We start from the raw sequence: 18,252 nt of genomic DNA, 5'->3' as shown, positions 1-18,252 counted from the left end.
CTGGACATGGAGATGATGTAGCTGACCCGATTTGCCGGTGCCCCAGCGCGATTGCCGTCGTTGTCGAGAGATTGCTGCTAACGCATGCGCCTGCGCCAATCGCTCGGCGTCTCGCCCGTCAGCTTCTTGAATGCCGCGGCGAAGGCGGTCTGCGAGGAGTAACCAAGCGCCGCGGCGACCGAGACGATCGATTCGTCGCTCTCCCGCAGCATGTTCATGGCCTGCTCGAGCCGGTGCTGGCGCAGCCAGGCATGCGGCGACAGCCCGGTGCTCTCCTTGAAGGACCGGCAGAAATGGAAGCGCGATAGCCCGGCATCGGACGCCAGCGCATCGAGCGAGACGTCCGCTTCGCTATCGGAGCGCAATCGTTCGATTGCACGGAGCAGGACCTTCGGCGCCAGTCCGCCCATGGTCGGCTGGAACGTGGTTGGCGAGCCTGCATGCGCAGCCAAAAGGCGCGTGGCCAGAAGATCCGTGAGCTGATGCCGGAACAGCGTATCAAGCACGCCATGGCTCTCCAGCGAATCCGCCGCGCTCAGGAGCAGTCGGGACGTGATCGTGTCGGGATGCGCCGTTCGCTCAATCAATTCGGCGGGCCCCGCGGTTCCGGCCTCGCCGGCGATGCGCTGCAGCGTTGCGTCGGGAAGGTAAAGCTGCACGACGTCGACGGGCTTCGGAATGTCCCATCGGGAGCTCGACCCTTCCGGAACGATGTTCACGACCCCTGGACGAAACGTGCCGATCGAGATCGATTTTCCCGAGCGCCGCTCCATGCGCTGCATCACGCCTTTATGCGCCATGACCACGTGGTGGCGCATGGGCTCGACGACGTCGTGCAGCGGATCATGCTTCCAGTGCGCGATACCGGCACCCGAGGAGTCCAGCGCCACGCGAAACGGCTCGGTCCGGAGCACACGCGCCATCTCCGCGTCGGCGGCGCGCCGATCGGAGGTCGAATTGTCGTCGGGTTGTGCGCCAGGGGCCGGCGGCAAGCTCTTGTGCGAGGGATTGCGCATGAGTGCAGTGTTCCCGGTCATGGTGTGGCTCCTCCTGATCAGCTCGGGCTCTCGATCAGTCGTCCGCATTTGTACGGAACGGCGCGTGTTCTATGCGCCGCGATTGCGGTGCGTATTTCCTGAACCCGGCATGCTTTGTCCGATCCTGCTCCAAGCCGGCCCGCGCTTTCGCGAACGCACGGCGGGCGGGCGGGGAGGGGAAGTGCTTGTAAGAAAAGGGGGGCAGGCCGCCACACGGCCGTCACATCGACGTCGCGATTGGGCACGCTTGTGGCGCGGGATGGCCGGATTTCGAAGCGGACAAGCCTTGTCCGATTCCGCGACACATCCTCCAAACGGCGGGACCGGATGACCGGGGCGCCGCTACGCCGCGGCCGCCTGTGCCGACAACAGCTGCTTCAGTTTCGCCGCCGGCACGGCAGGGCTGAACAGCCAGCCTTGCATCTGGCTGCATCCGAGCTGGAGCAGCACCGCGCGCTGCGCTTCGGTCTCGACGCCTTCGGCGGTCGTCGCCATGTGGCGGGCGGCGGCCATGTGCACCACCGCCTGCACGATCGGCGAGGAATCCTCGGGTTCGCCGATGTCGCTGATGAAGCTGCGGTCGATCTTGATCTTGTCGAACGGAAAACGATGCAAATAGCTCAGCGACGAATAGCCGGTGCCGAAATCGTCGAGCGCGATGCGCACCCCGAGTTCGCGCAACTGCTGCAGGATCGTCAGCGCCTCCTGGTCATCGCGGATCAGGACGGTCTCGGTGATCTCGAGCTCGAGCCGTCCGGGCGCGAGCCCCGACTCGGCGAGCGCGGCTGCCACCTTCAGCGCCAATGTCCGCGAGCGGAACTGCACCGGCGAGACGTTGACCGCGATGTCGATGTCGCCGGGCCAGCTGGCGGCCTCGAGGCAGGCCTGCCTCAGCACCCATTCGCCGATCTCGCTGATCAATCCGGTCTCTTCTGCAACCGGGATGAAATCGGCGGGCGAGACCATGCCGCGCTCCGGATGATGCCAGCGCAGCAGCGCTTCGCAGCCGGTGACAACGTTGGCCGCGAGATCGACCAGCGGCTGGTAGTGCACCTCGAATTCGCCGCGGGCCAGCGCCTGCCGCAGATCGAACTCGAGCTGGCGGCGCAGCCGCGCCTTGGCGTCGTATTCGGGCGCGAAGACGCGGAAGGTGCGGCGGCCCTCGGATTTTGCCGCATACATCGCGAGATCGGCGCGCTTGAGCAGATCATCGGGATTGTCGCCGTGGTCGGGTGCGATCGCGATGCCGATGCTGGCATCGGTCGGGATGTCCTGGCCGTTGCAGTCCACGGGCGCGCGCAGCGCCTTCAGGATCTGCTCGGCGAGGGCCGTCAGCTCGGCGTCGTCGCGGGTGCCGGCCTTGACGATGGCGAATTCGTCACCGCCCAGCCGCGCGACCATGTCGTTGCCGCTGACGCAGGCGCGCAGGCGGTTCGCGACCTGGCGCAGCAACTCGTCGCCGACCTCGTGTCCCAGCGAATCGTTGACGCCCTTGAACTCGTCGACGTCGATATAGAGGATCGCGAACGGCTTGCCCTGGGCAAGCTCGGCGACGCGCCGCTCCAGATGGCCGCGCATCAGCACGCGGTTGGGCAGGTCGGTCAGCGCGTCGTAATGCGCCATATGCGCGATGCGCTCGTCGGCGCGGATGCGCTCGGTGACGTCGTCATGGGTCGCGAGCCAGCCGCCGGCGGCGCCGGGCTGGTTCTTGATCTCGATCAGGCGGCCATCGGAGGTCTCGACGATCGTGCTCTGCGTCTGCCCGGCATCGCCCAAAATGCGGTCGCAATAGGAATCGACGTCGCCGTGGAACGAGCCGGTGTCGTGGCGATGCCGGATCACCTGGCGGAAATATGCGCCCGGCTTCACCACATCGGCCGATAGCCCATACATCTCGATGTAGCGCCGGTTGCAGACGATCAGCCGCTCGTCCTGGTCGAACATCAGGAGGCCCTGCGTCATCGTGTTCATCGCGGTGTCGAGCTGCTGCTTCTCCGCGGCGAGCCGGCGCGTCATCTGGCGGAAGATGAAATAGAGCGTCAGCACGAGCAGGCCGATCGACAGCACGGCGACGGCCACGAAGAATTTCGTTTGCGTGTGCCATGTCGCCAGCGCCGCATCCAGCGACTTGGTCGCGACCACGACCAGCGGCTCGCCGGTCAGGAGGCGTGCGGCGACGATGCGATCCTTGCCGTCGATCGGGCTTGCGAGCTGCATCGTGACGAAGGTTCGCTCGAACACCGCCATCTGCTCGCGCGTGCCGTTGCGGAAATTCTGCCCGATCATCGCCTCCACATGCGGAACGCGCGCGAGCAACTGGCCGTTCTGGTGATGCATCGCGATCGAGGAATCCTCGCCGAGCCCGCTCGAGGCGAAGAAGGATTCGAGTTGCTCCGGCGCGACCGCCCGCGAGACCAGCCCGAGGAATTCGCCGTGGGGGCCGGAGACGCGGCGCGCGAATACGATGACCGGTCCGCTGCCCAACCGTCCGGGCACGACCTCGACCTCCTCCTGCGAAGCCGGATCGTTCTTGAGGCGATCGAAATAGCCGCGGTCGGCGACCGAAACATCGGCGACCGGCCAGCGCCGCGACGAGTTGATCAGCACGCCCTTGGCGTCGAACACGTTGGCACCGGCGACGTCGGACCAGCCGCTGGCTTTGGCGCGCAACACCTCGTGCATGGCGAGCGTGCCCATCTCGCTGCGGAAGACGTCTGCGGATTCGATGCCATGGCTTTCGAGTTCCGCGATGATGCTCTTCTGCAGCACCGCAAAATCCTCGAACTCGCGGTCGAAATGGCGGGCGAGCAACCGGACCGCGCTCTCCACGCTGCCACGGCCGCTTTCAATTGCATTCTGCCGGAAGCGGTCGACAGTGAGCGCGGTGCCCACAGCCATTGCGGCCATCAGCACGAAGCCGCCTGCGATCAGCCATGTCAGCGGCGCTCCGCGCCAACGGCGCAGCAACGCGCGCATGCGCGCGCTCCATCGGATCGATGTGCCCATGCAGCCCTCCCGTGGGATGCAAGATGCGGCAAAACCGACAAGAGCGCGTTACCAGTGAGGGTTAGAAAAGCATGAATCGGAACGGAATCAGAGGGTTGGTTCCCTCGCTTGTCTGAAGGCGCGGTGGACCACGGTTCCCTCAGCGTCGGATTTCCCATCTCAACGCTTCCGCATTGGTCTTGGCGAACATCGCCGGCACGTCGAAGGTCCCGGTCTTGAGATCATAGCGGCAGCGCCAGTCGGCCAATCCCTTCACGGCGACGTTCTTCGGGTGCTTGTCCATTTCGCCCGACAACGAGATCACGAGGTAACGGTTGTCCGGCCAGTGCACGCCGAGCCCGCGATAGGCCTCTTCGGTGCCTTTCACGAGATCGGCCGAGATGTGGTAGTCGAGCTTCATCTTCCCAGTTTCCGGCCGGCCGTGGAAATAGGCCCAGGCCAAGTCGCTGAGCGAGGTCTTCGTCGCGCTGACGAAGGCACCCTTCTCGGCATGGTAGAGATAGAGGTCCTGCTCGCCGGAACCGGTCTTCTGCATCCGCACCAGCCATTGCGAGTCGGGGGTGAAGCGGAAGCCGGCCCCGTAGCCCTGCTCGGGCTTGAGCTCCGTCATCTGTTCGCCACGCCTCGTCCAGGCCTGCCATTTGACGTCGAAATCGCCGCCGTCCTTCATGTACTGCTCGATCCCCGTGGCGCCGTCGGGTGAGGTGAAGGCGAGATCGGCATTGTCGGTGAGGATGTAATCCGGCGGCGGGCCGGACGCGGCGAGCCCTGGAGTTGCGGCCATTGTCAGGGCAAGCACCAGCCCAACAGGCCATTGTGCGGGACGGCAAAATGCGTTCACGGGACAATTCCTCGAGAAAAATGCCGCGATGCGGCCTTGAGCATTTGACACCGGCGGGGGTGCGTCGGTTCATCGCCGTGCCGGCTCATCATCCTATCGACCGTCTTGCTGCCGTGACCAAAACGGCGCACCTTGCCGGGCCGATTGATTTGCAAAATTCTTCCTGATCAGGGTTCGTTTCCGATGTTGACCGCATCCAAGGCCTTCATTGCATTCTGTCTGTTCGCGGTGGGCGGCACCGTGCTGGTGATCGGCCCCACCGAGCTGCGTCGCCTGTTGCCGATGGGGGCGAAGACCGACATCGCCGCCAAGCCGGAACCCAAGGTCGAGCCCAAGCCGGAAGAGCCCAAGCTCGCCGCGGTCGCGCCGCCGGCGCCAGCTACGTCTCCGGCACCGGCCCCCGAGCCGAAGGCGGGTGCGCTGGCCGAGACGCAAAAGCAGGTCACGGCCGCGCTTGCCGATCTTGCACCGGTCAAGCCGCCGCCGGCGGTTGCCGATAGCGGCCCCCGCTTCGACGTCGCACGCGTCGACGATCACGGCGAGGCGGCGGTGATCGCGGGCCAGGCGACGCCGGGCGCCAAGGTCGAGCTGTTGCGCGACGGCAAGCCGATCGACACGGTGGTGGCGGATGCCTCGGGCCAATTCGTCATGACGCCGCCGCAGCTTCCCGCCGGTTCCTATGAGCTGACCCTGCGGGCAAAATCGCTTGACGGCACCGTCACGCAATCCGGCCGCAGCATGCCGGTGACGATCGCCGAAGCCGCGCCGCCGCCCGCGCGCCCTGCACCGGCCGCAAGGCAAGAGGCGAAACAGGAGCCGAAGGCCGAGAAGCCCGACGACAAGTCGGATGTTGTGGCATCTTTATCGGACAGGCCTGCGGCCCGCCCCCGACTGATGGGCGCACCGAAACCCAAGGTTATGGCGCGGGCGCCCGCGGCCACGACCGTCGCATCGGCCTCACCGGCGGATGCCATCAGCGGTGCACCGGCGGAAACAGGCGGCAGCCGGGTGATCTCCCGCGGCGACAGCCTGTGGGCGCTCAGCCGGCTCGCTTACGGCGACGGCGCCCGCTTTGCCGTGATCTACAACGCCAACCGCGCCAAGATCCACAATCCCAATTTGATCTATCCCGGCCAAACCTTCGTGCTGCCGCAGAAGGCGGAGTGAGGACAGCGCTTCGCCGCGCGCCTGCGGCCATCCTTCGAGACGCCCGCCTGCGGCGGGCCCTCAGGATGAGGCATGAGTATGCGGCAGCATTTCAACGCAGATGGATGCAGCTGAGCCTCATCCTGAGGAGGCCGCGAAGCGGTCGTCTCGAAGAACGAGGCGCTCGCTCAGGCGCCGCCGAGACGTCCTAAGCAAATACCGCGACGCTTTGCCCTGTGCGCTTCCGGAACATTTGGTTCCCTCGCGCGTCATTGGGATGCGACGCGATGCGCGCTTGGCGCCGGAGGAGGGCCAAGGTGGACAGGTTAGTGGTCATGTCGAGATCACGCTTGCGGCCCAGGCTGGGGATGGCGCTAACGGGCGCAACCCTCGTGATTCTGGCGGTGCTGCTGCCAAGCCGCGCCGAGGCGCAGTTCGGCTTCCGCGGCGGCCCGCTCGGTGTCGCGCGCTTTGCCGTCGGCCACATGATCGGCATGTCTCGCTTGCGCCATACCCGCATGGCGGTGCGGGGCAGCCGATACCGCTCCGCAGCGTTGAGGTCGCAAGATCCTCGCGGCGCAGAGCGCGGCCAGCCTGCCAATCCTTACGTCCTCCGTGCCGCGATGACGGCGCAAGCTGCGCTGTCGGGCTGGCGCGGCGGCCGCCGTCCGCAGGGCTGGTGGCGCCATCCCGACGGCAGCTACGGCTGGGTCGGCCCGGTGTTCTGGCCGTTCGCGCATGACGACCTCACCACCGCAATCATCCTCGGCGATGCGACCAGCCTCTCGCTCTATGGCTATGGCGACATCTATGCCGCGATCTTCGCGCCCTATGCGGCCACCGAGCTTGCGGCCTACACCACGCCGCAAGGCCGTCGCGGCCGGCGAGTCCCGACTGCGGAGGCCGTCTGCGATGCCAGCGACACCGGCGGCCTGCCGGTCGAACGCATCGCCGCTGCCGTGCAGCCGAACGAATTGCAGCGCACAGCGCTCGACGAGCTCGCCACCGCGTGGGCAGCCGCGCGCGACACCATCCGCGCCGCCTGTCCAACGCAGGTCCCTGCGACGGCGATGGAGCGCCTCGGCCTGATGCGCGAGCGCATCGAGGCCATGATCAAGGCAACGGACGGCGTCGCACCTTCGCTCGCCAAATTCGTCGATCTCCTCGATGACGACCAGAAGGCCAAGCTCGATGGCCTGGCCAAGGACCGCCGCGCCGCGCTTGCAGCGGTCCAGCAAAAGAATCCCCAGGCGGCATCGGCCTGCCAGGCGGACAGCGATCCCCGCTACGACGAGAAACTGCAGCGCCAATACGAGCAGCTCGTGCAGCAGCAATGGCCCGCGGCCGAGATCGCCTCCACGCTCAAGCTCGACGACACCGGCCGCGCCCGCCTCGACGTGCTCCAGGACACCACGCTGCGCACCATGGAAACGCTCAGCGCCTGTCCGTCACAGGCCGGACCGACACCACAGGCCCGCCTCATCGCCGCGAAGGCGCGGCTGGAGACCATGCTGCAGGCGGTGAACGGCGTCAGTGACGCGCTCGATGATTTCGAGGCGGACCTGAGCGACGAGCAGAAGGCCGGGTTCGAGGCGATGGGGCCGAAGCGCGGGGCGTGATCACCCGCACCGCTTCCACCCAATTCCGTGCCCGCGTAAGCCATTGATCTTGCAGGCCCCGGCTACTGTGCATGGGGTTGTTTTCGCAGTTTTTTGTTTTGGCTAGCCGCGCCGCCTTGCCGCGGCGGCGTCCACCACGTTCTCGACCTCCTCGCGCCACGACAGAATCTCCATCGCGAGCACGGGGTGGTTAAAACCCTTGAGCACGAGATCGTCGAGCGCGCGGGCTTCGACCCAGGGCTCGACCATGCCGTAGACGCGGCGGCTGACGACGACCTGGCCGGCCTTGGCTTCGTCGCAGAGGCGGGAGGAGAGATTGGTGACGCTCCCGATCGCGGCATATTCGAGCCGCTGCTCGAAGCCGATCTGGCCGAGCGTGGCGTAGCCCATGGCGACGCCGACGCCGAATCCGAGCGAGTGGCCGCGGTTCTTCCATTTCTCGGTCAGGGCGCCGATCGTGTCGCGCATCTCGACGGCCATCTTCACCGCGCGCTTGGTATGATCGGCGAACTGGATGGGCGCGTTGAACAGGATCATGACGCCGTCGCCGGCAAAGCGGTCGAGCGTGCCTTCATAGCGGTGGATCAGCTCGCCGAGCGCGGCGTGATATTCGCGCAGCACGTTCATCGCCTCTTCCGGCTCGGTCGCCTCCGTGAACGAGGTGAAGCCGCGCAAATCACAGAACACGACGGTGACCTCGCGGCGGTGGCTGTCGAGCAGCGCATCGTGGCCGTCGGACGAGGCGATCAGTTGCGCCACTTGCGGCGCGAGGAAACGTTCGAGCCGCTTAATGCGGCCGATCTCGCCGAGTTGTTTCTCGACCCGCTCTTCCAGCGAGCGGTTCCAGTTGCGCAGCTGCTCGGTCTGCTCCTGGAGCTTGGCGGCCTGCTGCTGCACGGTTTCGTGCGCAGCCGCGAGCTCACGGCCCTTGTGGTCGACCTCGGTGAACAGCCGCGCATTGCGCATCGCCAGCACGGCCTGGTTGGCGAAGGTGCGCATCAGGCCGATGATGCTTGGGGCGAACTCGCCGCTGGCTCGGCGCAGCACCACCAGCGAGCCGAGCGTGCCCTGCTGGTCGACTAGCGGCACCACCAGCACCGAATGGAAGCCGGCTTCGATCGCGACGTCGCGCAGCGGCTGCTCGGAGGCCTGGTCGAGATCTGAAATCGCGATCGGTTCGCCGCTGCCGGCCGCATCGCTCAGGATATCCTGGCTCTCATCAATCGTGACATGGGCGCCGTCGGCGGATTTGTCGATGCCGTTGGCCTCGACCAGATTGAAGCGGCGCGCCTGCGCGTCATAGCCGTAGATCAGCACTGCGTCGGCATGGGTGATCTCGATCGCGCGCGCGGCGATCGTCGGCAGCACGGCGTTGAGATCGAGCGAGGCGGCGACCGCGCGGCCGACCTCTTCCAGCACCTTGAGCTCGTTGATCGACTGCGCGAGATCGCGGGTGCGCTCCTCGACCTTGGTCTCCAGATCCGAATAGGTTTCCTGGATCTGGCTGGCCATGCGGTTGAACTGGCCGGCGAGATCTTCCAGCTCGTCCGCGGTGTGCACCTCGATGCGATGGCTGAAATCGCCCTCACCGAGCTTATGCGCGCCGTCGCGCAGCGCCGTGATCGGAATGATCATGCGGCGCGCCAGAAGCGTGCCGGCAAGGATTGCGACCAGCAGGCCCATGCCGATCAGCAGCGCAATGCGCACCAGCTGGTCGCGGATCGGCATCAAGGCTTGCGTAGTCGGCTGCTCGAACATCACGCTCCAGCCGAGCTTCGGCACGGTGCTCGCGGCGCTCATCACCGCATGGCCGTTGAAGTCGGTGCCCGAATTGTCGGGCGCGTGGCCGGGCGCAACCGCAGCCGCAACCTGCGGCAGCTTCGACAGGTCCTTGCCGACTTCGGGCCCTTTCGAGGACGTCGCCAGCACGCGGCCGCGCGGATCGACCACATAGGCGAAGGCGGCCTTGCCGACCTGGGCGTCGGAGAGGTACTCGGAGAGAAAGCTGAGATCGAGCTCGGCCACGGTGACGCCGGCGTTGAAACCGGAATGCGCCACCGAGATCGACATGAACGGTGTCCGGTCGGAGAACCAGGCCGGTGCGTAGCTGACGCCGCGGGCGACGGTGTCGGTGAAGCGCATGTCGCGGGAGAGGTCGGCATTGCTGCCGGTCGTGGTCGACTGGCGCGAGACGCGGAGCACCTCGCGGCCGTCGCCGTTGAGCTGGAACAGCTGAGTGACGACCGAGACCTGGTGCAGCAGCTGGGCATAGTCGGCGCGGCGCTTCTCGAGCGTGTCCTGGCTCGCCCGGGTCACCCAGCTGATCTGGCGCTCGAGCTCGGAGATCGACTGCTCGATCCGCCGGGCGGCTGCCTGCGCCTTGTCCTCGAGACCGTCGGTCAGCTGTGTCTTGGTGGCGCGGTAGGAGATCCAGCTCTCCATCGCGCCGTTGACGGCGAGCACGAACACGACGAGGCCGACAAGAGAGACGACGTATTTGGCGAACAGACCCTCGCGCAGAAACCGTGTCTTGTCGTTCGCTCCTGCCATCCCGATCCTCTCGCGCCGCCATCGGCGCCGGCGCTACGGGCCGCACGGACCCTGCGAGTCTTCTAGCACAATTTGGTCCAGGGGACTGTGAAGGGACTGGTCAAGGGCCGGCCGAGCAGCCGGCGTGGTTACCCGTCTTGGTTATCCGCCTTGGACGCTGGGCAGGCGCAAGCATGGTGAATTGTCGCAGTCTCGTCCGTTTGGAGGAAGCCGCTGCCGGGCAAGCCGATGTAAGGGGATGGGCTTGGCAAGGGAGGGCTGGGAGTCCAGCGCTTTGGTCCTGCAATCATCGATTAAAGAGCTGTCGCAGCACGTCGTTCATCGGCTGGCTGTCCTGCTGCGCCGCCGGCGGGTCCTCCAGGGCGGGGGACGCCGGCGAGGCTTGCGGCGTCAATGGGGATGGCGCCGCAGGCAGGCTGCGGCTGCGGCCGGTGCCAGTGCCGGTGCCAGTCCCAGGCGCCGTGCCGTTTCCCGCGCCACCGGAAAGCCCCTGCTGGATCAGATTGCCGATCGCCTCGCCCAAGGGGCCGCCGAGCGGGTTGTTCTGTCCGGGCTGCTGGGTTTGCGGATTGGCATTGCCGGTCAAATTGCCGCCACCCGGCGCGGTGGCTCCCCCGAGGCCAAGGCTGCCCAAAATATTGCCGAGTCCGGCCCCATCAGCGCCGAACAGCCCCTTGCCCATCTCGCGCAGCTTGGCATAGGCGGCATCCGGATTGTCCAGCATGCCGGCCATGTCAGGATAGATCCGTGGCTGCGACCAGGTGCCCTGGATCATCACGGGAATGCCGAAGCCGACCGGCTCGGCGGCGCGACCCTGGCCTTCGGTCGTCATCACCAGCTTCGGCTCGACGCGGAAGCCCATCATCTTGGTGTCGAGTGCGATCGTGCCGGCGCCGGTCACGCGGACCAGCGGTCCGGTCAGGTTGAGATCGGTGGTCACCGCCTGGCCCTTGTCGATCCGGAACGACGCCGAGAGCTGCGACAAATCCGTGCTCTGCTCCCGACTGCTGTCTCCGTTTTCCTGCCAGCCGGACAGCGTGCCCGATGTCAGCGAGCGGATCATCTGTGCGACGTTGATGCCGCGAATGGCGCCGTCCTGGAAATTGACGAAGGCCGTGCCTTGCATGTTCGCCATCAGCGCGCGCTGGCTGGTGCCGGCGCTGCGCAGCGCGAGCTTGGCCTGCAGCTTGCCGTCGATCCGGTCGAATTCGGCGAGGCCCTGCAGCAGCGGCAGCGCGCGCACGCCGGCGAGGTCGGAATGCATGGCAAAGCTCGGCGCGCCGCTGGTGGCATCCAGGATCAATTCGCCCGTGACCTGGCCGCCATAGGCGCCGAGATTGGCGGTGCCGGCCTTCAGCACGCCGCCGGCGAGTTTTGCATCGACCGCCAGCGGCGCGAGGCGTGCCTCGCCGATCACCGCCTCATGCGCGGAGATCCTGATTTGCGCATCGACATAGTTGAGCGCGGACACATCGATCGGCGCATCGCTCCAGGGCTGGCCGGACGCGCCTTCCGGCGATTTCGCCAGCGGGATCGCGAGCCGCTGGAAGTCGAGATCGAGCTTGACCAGAGGCTTGCTCGCGATATCGACCGAGGCCCAGCCGTTGAACGCGCCGTCGCCGAGCGTGCCGCTCACGCCGTTGATCATCACGACGTCGCCGCTCAGCCGCATCTCGGCATGACCTGCGAGCCGGGACTTCAGCACGTCCGGCATGTCGATGGCGAAATCCACCGGAATGGTCGGCCGGTCGGCCGGCGGCGCCGGCGTGGTTGCCTTGATGTCGAACTTGGTCGGATGCTCGCCGACCCGTGCGGTGCCGGTGATGTTGACCTTGCGGTCGCGACCGACGATGGCATCGGCATTGACGGCGCTGATGCGGCTCTCGACACGATCGCGCATGCGCGCGAATGCGATCTCGCCATCGGTGACCTTGACGCGGTCGATGGCGGCGCCGTCGGTATCGAGCGCGACCGGCTTCGACGTGCCGCCGGCATTCGGCAGGCGTTCACGCAGCAGCGGCTGGTAGAGCACGGGATGGGTGACGACGAGTTCGCTGATCTTCGGGCGGCCCGACCAGACGCTCGAGAGCGACATGTCGGCCTGCACGCTGTCGATGGTCAGGCGCGTGATGCCGCTGCGGTCCTTGGGGTCGGCAAGCGTGAGGTCGTTCAGCGTTACGTTCAGCGTCGGCCACAGGCTGATTCTGGTCGTGCCGTCGATCGACAGGCGATAGCCGGTCGCGCTCTCAACACGCGAGGCAATCGTCGACGTCAGGAAGCCCGAGGGGATCCCGACCACCAGCAGGAGTGCGATCACGATGACGACGGCGGCCACCGCCGCGCCGGCGAATTTCACTGCTCTCATGTCGACTTTCCAGCGGCGGACGATCGGCGTCGAATCCGGCAGATGACCGTCATTTGCGCGCGTCCTTTGCGCCTGAGTTTATCCCGGGACGGGAAGCGGCTCCAAGCACGGAAAAATAGTCTGGGGGTGCTGCAAAGTTATGTGACTTATGGCACACTTCCCCGGCGCGGTTTTACGCGATCCTGATGTTGATGGTTCCAAGCGATTTGCCAACGAAATTCACAAGGACATTGAAATGAGCAAGCAGGCCGAATTTGCGGTCATCCTCAAGATGAATGCGATGTTCGCCGATCTCGGCGCAGACGAGCTCCAGCGGCTGGCGAATCTCTGCCACACCCAGCATCTGGGGAACGGCGAGGTGCTGTTCCAGAAGGGCGACGCGGGCGATGCGCTGTTCGGCGTGCGCCGAGGCCAGGTCCGTATCGAGACCGGCGCCTCCGACGGCAGCCGCCTGACGCTGAACTTCATGGGGCCGGGCGACCTGTTCGGAGAGGTTGCGGTGCTGGACGGCCAGAGCCGCACTGCGGACGCCACCGCGGGCGAAGCCAGCGAGTTGTTCGTGCTGCGGCGCGAAGACTTTCTGGCTTTCCTCGAACGCGAGCCGAAAGTCGGGATCAAGATCATCGCGCTGCTGTGCCAGCGCATCCGCTGGCAGAGCGAGCGCATGGAAGAGTCCATGCTCCAGCCGCTGCCGGTTCGCCTCGCGCGGCGCCTCTGCGCGCTCGCCGCCGATTTCGGCTCGGAGGTGCACATCTCGCAGGAGCAACTCGGCGTCTTCGTCGGCGCCGCCCGCGAGAGCGTCAACCGCCAGCTTCAGGCATGGCGCAAGGAAGCGATCCTCGATCTCCAGCGCGGCCGCATCCTGCTGCGGAACATGACCAAGCTGACGGCGATCGCGCGGAACGAGTAGGGGCGTCAGGTCCGTGCCTCACGGCCATGCCAGATTCTCGTAATGAGAATATCGCCTGTCTCGGGAGCGATGACATATCGCACGATGTAAGCTGACGAGCCGAAGCGGACGATGATTTGGCGGATGACGGCATCCTCAGTCGGTTTGCCCAGCGCCGGCAATTCCGGCAGCCGATCGATTGCCTTCCAGATCGAGGCCAAGGCGCGTTTCGCGGCGCCAGGATTAACAGTATCGAGGAAAGTTCGCAGCCGCTCGATGTCTTCGACCGCGGCTGGCGAAAGGTGGATCATTTCACCTTGCGCGGCTGGGGACTGGGCAGCTCGTCTGCCGAATCCCAGCTTGCCACCCACGCTTTAACGTCGTCGAGTGGGACAGCCAGGCCGGTGCGCTTGAAGTCGTCGTAACGACTGCGGTCCTCTGCGAGATCTGGACTGGAAACGTCGATCACTGAATCGAGCAATGCGACGGCCTCTGCGAGAACCGTTGCGATGTCCTTTCCCCGCTCGGACGCGATCTCCCGGAGACGGGCATCAGTGTCGGCGTCGATCTCAAGCGTTCGGCTTATGAGGTTCATTCCCGAAAGATAGCACTTCACTTACCGATGTCGAGCCCGAGATCTGGGGCCAATAGCTACTCCGCCGCAGGGTGCACGATGTTCTTCGGCCCCGGCATGGCGTCGGCCGGCGCCGCTCCGTGATGACCGGCGCCCTCCGCATCTTCGCTGTGCACGACCAGCCGCTTGGCGAAGCGCCAGATCAGGGCGCCGAGATCGTCCATCACCATGAACATCGCGGGCACGAACACCAGTGACAGGATGGTCGAGAAGATCAGGCCGCCGATCACCGCGAGCGCCATCGGCGAGCGGAATTCGCCGCCCGCGCCGACCGCGAGCGCGCTTGGCATCATGCCCGCGGCCATCGCGATCGTGGTCATCACGATCGGGCGTGCGCGTTTCATGCCTGCGTCGATCATGGCTTCTTCGCGCGGTGTGCCGGCGTGAATGGACTCGATGGCGAATTCCACCAGCATGATCGCATTCTTGGTGACGATGCCCATCAGCATTAGGATGCCGATCCACACCGGTGTCGTGAGCTGCTTGCCGGTGATCAGCAGGGCCGCGATCGCGCCGCCGATCGAGAGCGGCAGCGAGAACAGAATGGTGATCGGCTGCAGGAAGGTGCCGAACAGCAGCACCAGCACGGCGTAGACCATCATCAGGCCCGCCGTGATCGCGGTGGCAAAGCCTTCGGATAGTTCGTTCAGGCTTTCGGCGTCGCCGGAGGGGGAGACCTTCACGCCCTTCGGCCGGCTCTTCATGACCGGCAAGTCGTAGATCTTCTTGGTGGCGTCGCCCAGCGCGGCGGAGCCGACGAGATCGGCCGCGACGGTCGCCTGTCGCTCGCGATCGTAACGGTTGATGCTGGTCGGACCCTGGTCGAGCTTGACGTCGGCGATGACGGAGAGCGGCACGCCGCCCTTCTCGCCGTGCTCGCCGAGCGGGACGCGCAACTGTTCGAGCGTCTTCAGATTGCCGCGCGCGGCATCCTCGAGCTGCACGCGGATCGGTACCAGACGGTCGCCAACGTCGAACTTGGCGAGTGCGGGGCCGACGTCGCCGATGGTGGCGACGCGGATGGTCTGCGACAGGCTTTCGGTCGACACGCCGAGCCTTGCGGCGAGATCGGCGCGCGGTTCGACGCGCAGCTCGGGCCGCTCCAGCGTGGTTTCCGAGATCACGTTGGAGATGGTGGGAATCCGCTTCATCTGCGTCGCGAGTTCGCTGGCGACGTTGTTGACGATGTTGGCGTCTGCGCCGGTCACGACCAGCGAGATGGCGCGCAGGCCGTTCTCGTCGAGGAACCAGAAGCGGATGTCCGGAATGTTCTCCAGTTCCTGGCTGATCGAGAATTCGAGCTCGCGCTGCGTGATATCGCGGCTGTCCTTGGGCGTGTAGTTGATGATCAAGGCGGCGCGCCGGACTTCCTGGGTCCCTGGTGGAACGCGGCCGCCATCGACGAAGATGCTCTTCACCTCAGGGCGCTTGCGCAGGCGCGCCACGATGTCTTCGGTGACTTTTTCGGTGTAAGCGAGCTGCGTGCCCGGCGGCAGCTCGAGGGCAACCAGCGAGCGCGAGCTGTCCTGCGCCGGCAGGAAACCCTGCGGCAGCAGCGTGATGCTCCAGATCGAGGCGGCGAAGACGCCGAAGCCGGCCAGCACCGTGATGAAATAGTGCTTCACCGACCAGCCCACGATCCTGTGATAGGAGCGCAGCACGCGGCCGGGCGGCGGCTCTTCGTGATTGCCATGTTTGAGGAAGTAGGCGGCGAGCACCGGCGTGACGAAGCGCGCCGCGAGCAGCGAGAAAAACACCTGCACCGAGACGGTGATGCCGAACTGCTTGAAGAACTGTCCGGCGATGCCCGACATGAAGCTCGCGGGTGCGAAGATCGCGATGATCGTCAGCGAGATCGCGATCACCGCGAGGCCGATCTCGTCGGCGGCTTCCAGGGCGGCACGATAGGGCGACTTGCCCATGTTCATGTGCCTGACGATGTTCTCGATCTCGACAATGGCGTCGTCGACCAGAATACCCGTCGACAACGTGATGGCGAGGAAGCTGACGAGGTTGAGCGAGAAGCCGAGCAGGTCCATCGCCCAGAATGCCGGGAAGATCGACAACGGCAGCGAGATCGCGGCGATGATGGTAGCGCGCAGGTCGCGCAGGAACAACAGCACGATGACGACGGCGAGGATGGCGCCCTCGAACAGGGTCGAGATCGCCGCGTGGTAATTGCCGTTGGTATATTCGACCGAGGTGTCGATCACCTTCAGGTCGACGTCGGGATAGGTGGCCTTGAGCGTGTCGATGCGCTTCTGCACGGCCTCGGCGACCTTCACGTCGCTGGCACCCTTGGAGCGTTTGATGCCGAGCGCGACGATGGGCTCGCCGTTGAAGCGGGCGAAGGTACGGCGGTCGGCGATGGTGTCGGTGACGGTGCCGAGATCGTCGAGCCGGACCTCGCCGCCGCCGAACAGCGGAATCATGGTGCCGGCGAGGTCGCTCAGCGTCTTGGCGCCGGCGAGGGTGCGGATCGCCTGGTCGTTCTTGCCGATCTCGGCGCGACCGCCGGCGACGTCGACATTGGTACCGCGCAGGCTCTGGCTGACATTGACGGCCGTCAGCCCCATCGACTGCAGGCGGTCGGGATCGAGCGAGACCAGGATCTCGCGCTCGACACCGCCGATGCGCTCGACCTGGGCGACGCCGCGCACGCCCTGCAGCGCGCGCTTGACCACGTCGTCGACGAAATAGGAGAGCTGCTCCGGCGTCTTGCCGGGCGAGATCGCGGCGTAGGTGACGATCGGCAGGCCGATGACGTCGACGCGCTGGATCAGCGGCTCGGTGACGTTCTGCGGCAGGTTGGAGCGCACGCGCGTCACCGCGTCCTTGACGTCGTTGAGCGCGCGGTCGGTGTTGGTCTCCAGCGCGAACTGGATCGTCGTCACCGACAGGCCGTCGGTGATCTGCGAGGTGATGTGCCTGACGCCTTCGACACCGGAGACGGCGTCTTCAACCGTCTTGGTGACCTGGGATTCGAGCTCGGCGGGTGCCGCGCCGAATTGCGATACCGCGACCGAAATCACGGGAATGTCGGCCGAGGGTAGCCGCGTCACTGCGAGCTTGGTGAAGGACACCCAGCCGAGGATCAGGAGGATGATGGAAAAAACCACCGATGGCAGCGGATTGCGGATCGACCATGCCGAGATATTGAGAGCCATCAGCGTACCCGCGTGCGATCGAGTTCATCGGCGAACATGGTCTTGATCTGGTCGCCGTCATGCAGCGAAGAGCCGGCGTCGGCGACGACGATCTCGCCGACGTTGAGGCCTTCCAGGATTTCCGTCGCGCTGTCCGATGACAGCCCGACCCGTACCTTGCGCGTCTCGACAATGTTGCTCTTGACGACCTGCACGGTGAGATGGTCGATCGCGGTCTTGGGAACCGCGACGCCGCAGCTTCGCTTGGCGTCGATCGAGGCGCGGGCGAACACGCCGACTTTCAGCGAGGGATTGTTGGTGACGCTGATGCGCACGCGGCCGAGCTGGGTGGCGCGATCGATTTCGGGCGCGACCAGCCTGACCCGCCCGATCAGATCGGGCGCGTCGTCGCGGCTGATGCGCACGGTCGCGCCGGAGCTGAGCTTGGCCATGTGCACCGCCGGGACCTGCGCGTCCAGCTCGATCTCGTTGTTGACGGCGATACGGAACATCGGGCCGGCCTGTGGCGAGGCCGGTGCGCCGACGATGGTGCGGACCTCGGTGACGAGGCCCGGCGCAGGGGCTTTCAGCGAGACCGGTCCTTGCGGGCCGGGCCGCTGCGGCTGGCCCGGGATCTGGGGCGGTGCGGTCAGGCGCGCCAGCTCCTGATTGTCGGTGACGAGGGTGCCCTCGGTGACGAAGAGGTCGGTGACCCTGGATCCCTCCTGGTCGGCGACGACCACGGCTTCGCGGCGCGGCACGAAGAAGCCGGTCACCCGGACCAGGTCGGAGAAGCAGGCATTGGTCGACTTGGTCACGATGACCAGCGCCTCGCTCGGCGTTTCCTTGGGCTCGGCGCGGTGCCGATGCTCGAACAGATAATAGCCGACGCCGAGCACGACGACGAAGACCACCGTTCCGGCCGGCTTGAGATATTCGGAGAGGTTCATTGCCGGATCGTCCTGGCCTGGCTCGCGGCCGTCCGCGCGCGGCCCATGGTGAGCGTTTCCCTGAAATAA

Annotated in this window: 12 protein-coding genes; 3 read left to right on the top strand and 9 right to left on the bottom strand. The window is 65.9% G+C overall.

Annotation, left to right across the window (positions count from 1 at the left end; all coding sequences use genetic code 11):
• Positions 1–77 precede the first annotated feature (77 nt).
• The 3 genes from AC0L30_RS25760 to AC0L30_RS25750 all read right to left on the bottom strand — a co-directional run bounded on the left by AC0L30_RS25760 (position 78) and on the right by AC0L30_RS25750 (position 4,884).
• Positions 78–1,037 (bottom strand): helix-turn-helix domain-containing protein, encoded by a 960-nt coding sequence (locus AC0L30_RS25760; RefSeq protein ID WP_473405544.1) that lies wholly within the window; start codon positions 1,035–1,037, stop codon positions 78–80.
• A gap of 342 nt (positions 1,038–1,379) precedes the next feature.
• The gene (locus AC0L30_RS25755; RefSeq protein WP_473405543.1) at positions 1,380–4,043 is read right to left on the bottom strand and encodes a bifunctional diguanylate cyclase/phosphodiesterase; all 2,664 of its coding nucleotides are present in this window, start codon (positions 4,041–4,043) and stop codon (positions 1,380–1,382) included.
• Between the two features lie 139 nt (positions 4,044–4,182).
• A complete protein-coding gene (locus AC0L30_RS25750) occupies positions 4,183–4,884 on the bottom strand; it encodes a hypothetical protein (protein WP_473405542.1) in 702 nt (233 codons plus the stop codon).
• Positions 4,885–5,067: 183 nt separating this feature from the next.
• Here AC0L30_RS25750 and AC0L30_RS25745 point away from each other — a divergent pair, with 183 nt between their 5' ends.
• Together AC0L30_RS25745 and AC0L30_RS25740 are read left to right on the top strand one after the other, a co-directional pair.
• Positions 5,068–6,051, top strand: coding sequence for a LysM peptidoglycan-binding domain-containing protein (locus AC0L30_RS25745; protein WP_473405541.1), 984 nt, complete (start codon positions 5,068–5,070; stop codon positions 6,049–6,051).
• A 314-nt stretch (positions 6,052–6,365) separates the two neighbouring features.
• On the top strand, positions 6,366–7,649 hold the full coding sequence (locus AC0L30_RS25740; RefSeq protein ID WP_473405540.1) for a Spy/CpxP family protein refolding chaperone: 1,284 nt from the start codon (positions 6,366–6,368) through the stop codon (positions 7,647–7,649).
• Between the two features lie 102 nt (positions 7,650–7,751).
• Here AC0L30_RS25740 and AC0L30_RS25735 read toward each other — a convergent pair whose 3' ends face one another.
• Together AC0L30_RS25735 and AC0L30_RS25730 are read right to left on the bottom strand one after the other, a co-directional pair.
• On the bottom strand, positions 7,752–10,199 hold the full coding sequence (locus AC0L30_RS25735) for an adenylate/guanylate cyclase domain-containing protein (RefSeq protein WP_473405539.1): 2,448 nt from the start codon (positions 10,197–10,199) through the stop codon (positions 7,752–7,754).
• Between the two features lie 286 nt (positions 10,200–10,485).
• Entirely contained in the window at positions 10,486–12,564 is a 2,079-nt protein-coding gene (locus AC0L30_RS25730; protein WP_473405538.1) for an AsmA family protein, read from the bottom strand.
• Positions 12,565–12,799: 235 nt separating this feature from the next.
• Here AC0L30_RS25730 and AC0L30_RS25725 point away from each other — a divergent pair, with 235 nt between their 5' ends.
• Positions 12,800–13,474, top strand: coding sequence for a Crp/Fnr family transcriptional regulator (locus AC0L30_RS25725; RefSeq protein ID WP_007599026.1), 675 nt, complete (start codon positions 12,800–12,802; stop codon positions 13,472–13,474).
• Between the two features lie 5 nt (positions 13,475–13,479).
• Here AC0L30_RS25725 and AC0L30_RS25720 read toward each other — a convergent pair whose 3' ends face one another.
• Genes AC0L30_RS25720 through AC0L30_RS25705 form a run of 4 tightly spaced genes read right to left on the bottom strand, consistent with a single transcriptional unit; the run spans position 13,480 to position 18,183 of the window.
• Positions 13,480–13,824, bottom strand: a complete 345-nt coding sequence (locus tag AC0L30_RS25720; protein ID WP_473405537.1) for a type II toxin-antitoxin system RelE/ParE family toxin — start codon at positions 13,822–13,824, stop codon at positions 13,480–13,482.
• On the bottom strand, positions 13,761–14,048 hold the full coding sequence (locus AC0L30_RS25715; RefSeq protein WP_219683390.1) for a hypothetical protein: 288 nt from the start codon (positions 14,046–14,048) through the stop codon (positions 13,761–13,763). Before AC0L30_RS25715 ends, AC0L30_RS25720 begins: the two co-directional genes overlap by 64 nt.
• Positions 14,049–14,104: 56 nt before the next feature.
• The gene (locus AC0L30_RS25710) at positions 14,105–17,254 is read right to left on the bottom strand and encodes an efflux RND transporter permease subunit (protein ID WP_219683364.1); all 3,150 of its coding nucleotides are present in this window, start codon (positions 17,252–17,254) and stop codon (positions 14,105–14,107) included.
• Positions 17,254–18,183: an efflux RND transporter periplasmic adaptor subunit gene (locus AC0L30_RS25705; protein WP_007599035.1), complete on the bottom strand. Its 930-nt coding sequence runs from the start codon at positions 18,181–18,183 to the stop codon at positions 17,254–17,256. Before AC0L30_RS25705 ends, AC0L30_RS25710 begins: the two co-directional genes overlap by 1 nt.
• Positions 18,184–18,252 lie beyond the last annotated feature (69 nt).

The organism is Bradyrhizobium sp. MI1.11 (assembly GCF_055811255.1).
Note: the sequence above shows the minus strand (reverse complement) of the source record. Positions and strands in the feature narration are given on the sequence as shown.

Excerpts from the sequence above, each read along its gene's own strand:
- AC0L30_RS25725 (WP_007599026.1), top strand. The coding sequence starts at position 12,800 with ATGAGCAAGCAGGCCGAATTTGCGGTCATCCTCAAGATGAATGCGATG.
- AC0L30_RS25715 (WP_219683390.1), bottom strand. The coding sequence starts at position 14,048 with ATGAACCTCATAAGCCGAACGCTTGAGATCGACGCCGACACTGATGCC.
- AC0L30_RS25730 (WP_473405538.1), bottom strand. The coding sequence starts at position 12,564 with ATGAGAGCAGTGAAATTCGCCGGCGCGGCGGTGGCCGCCGTCGTCATC.
- AC0L30_RS25760 (WP_473405544.1), bottom strand. The coding sequence starts at position 1,037 with ATGACCGGGAACACTGCACTCATGCGCAATCCCTCGCACAAGAGCTTG.
- AC0L30_RS25745 (WP_473405541.1), top strand. The coding sequence starts at position 5,068 with ATGTTGACCGCATCCAAGGCCTTCATTGCATTCTGTCTGTTCGCGGTG.
- AC0L30_RS25740 (WP_473405540.1), top strand. The coding sequence starts at position 6,366 with ATGTCGAGATCACGCTTGCGGCCCAGGCTGGGGATGGCGCTAACGGGC.
- AC0L30_RS25705 (WP_007599035.1), bottom strand. The coding sequence starts at position 18,183 with ATGAACCTCTCCGAATATCTCAAGCCGGCCGGAACGGTGGTCTTCGTC.
- AC0L30_RS25710 (WP_219683364.1), bottom strand. The coding sequence starts at position 17,254 with ATGGCTCTCAATATCTCGGCATGGTCGATCCGCAATCCGCTGCCATCG.
- AC0L30_RS25755 (WP_473405543.1), bottom strand. The coding sequence starts at position 4,043 with ATGGGCACATCGATCCGATGGAGCGCGCGCATGCGCGCGTTGCTGCGC.
- AC0L30_RS25735 (WP_473405539.1), bottom strand. The coding sequence starts at position 10,199 with ATGGCAGGAGCGAACGACAAGACACGGTTTCTGCGCGAGGGTCTGTTC.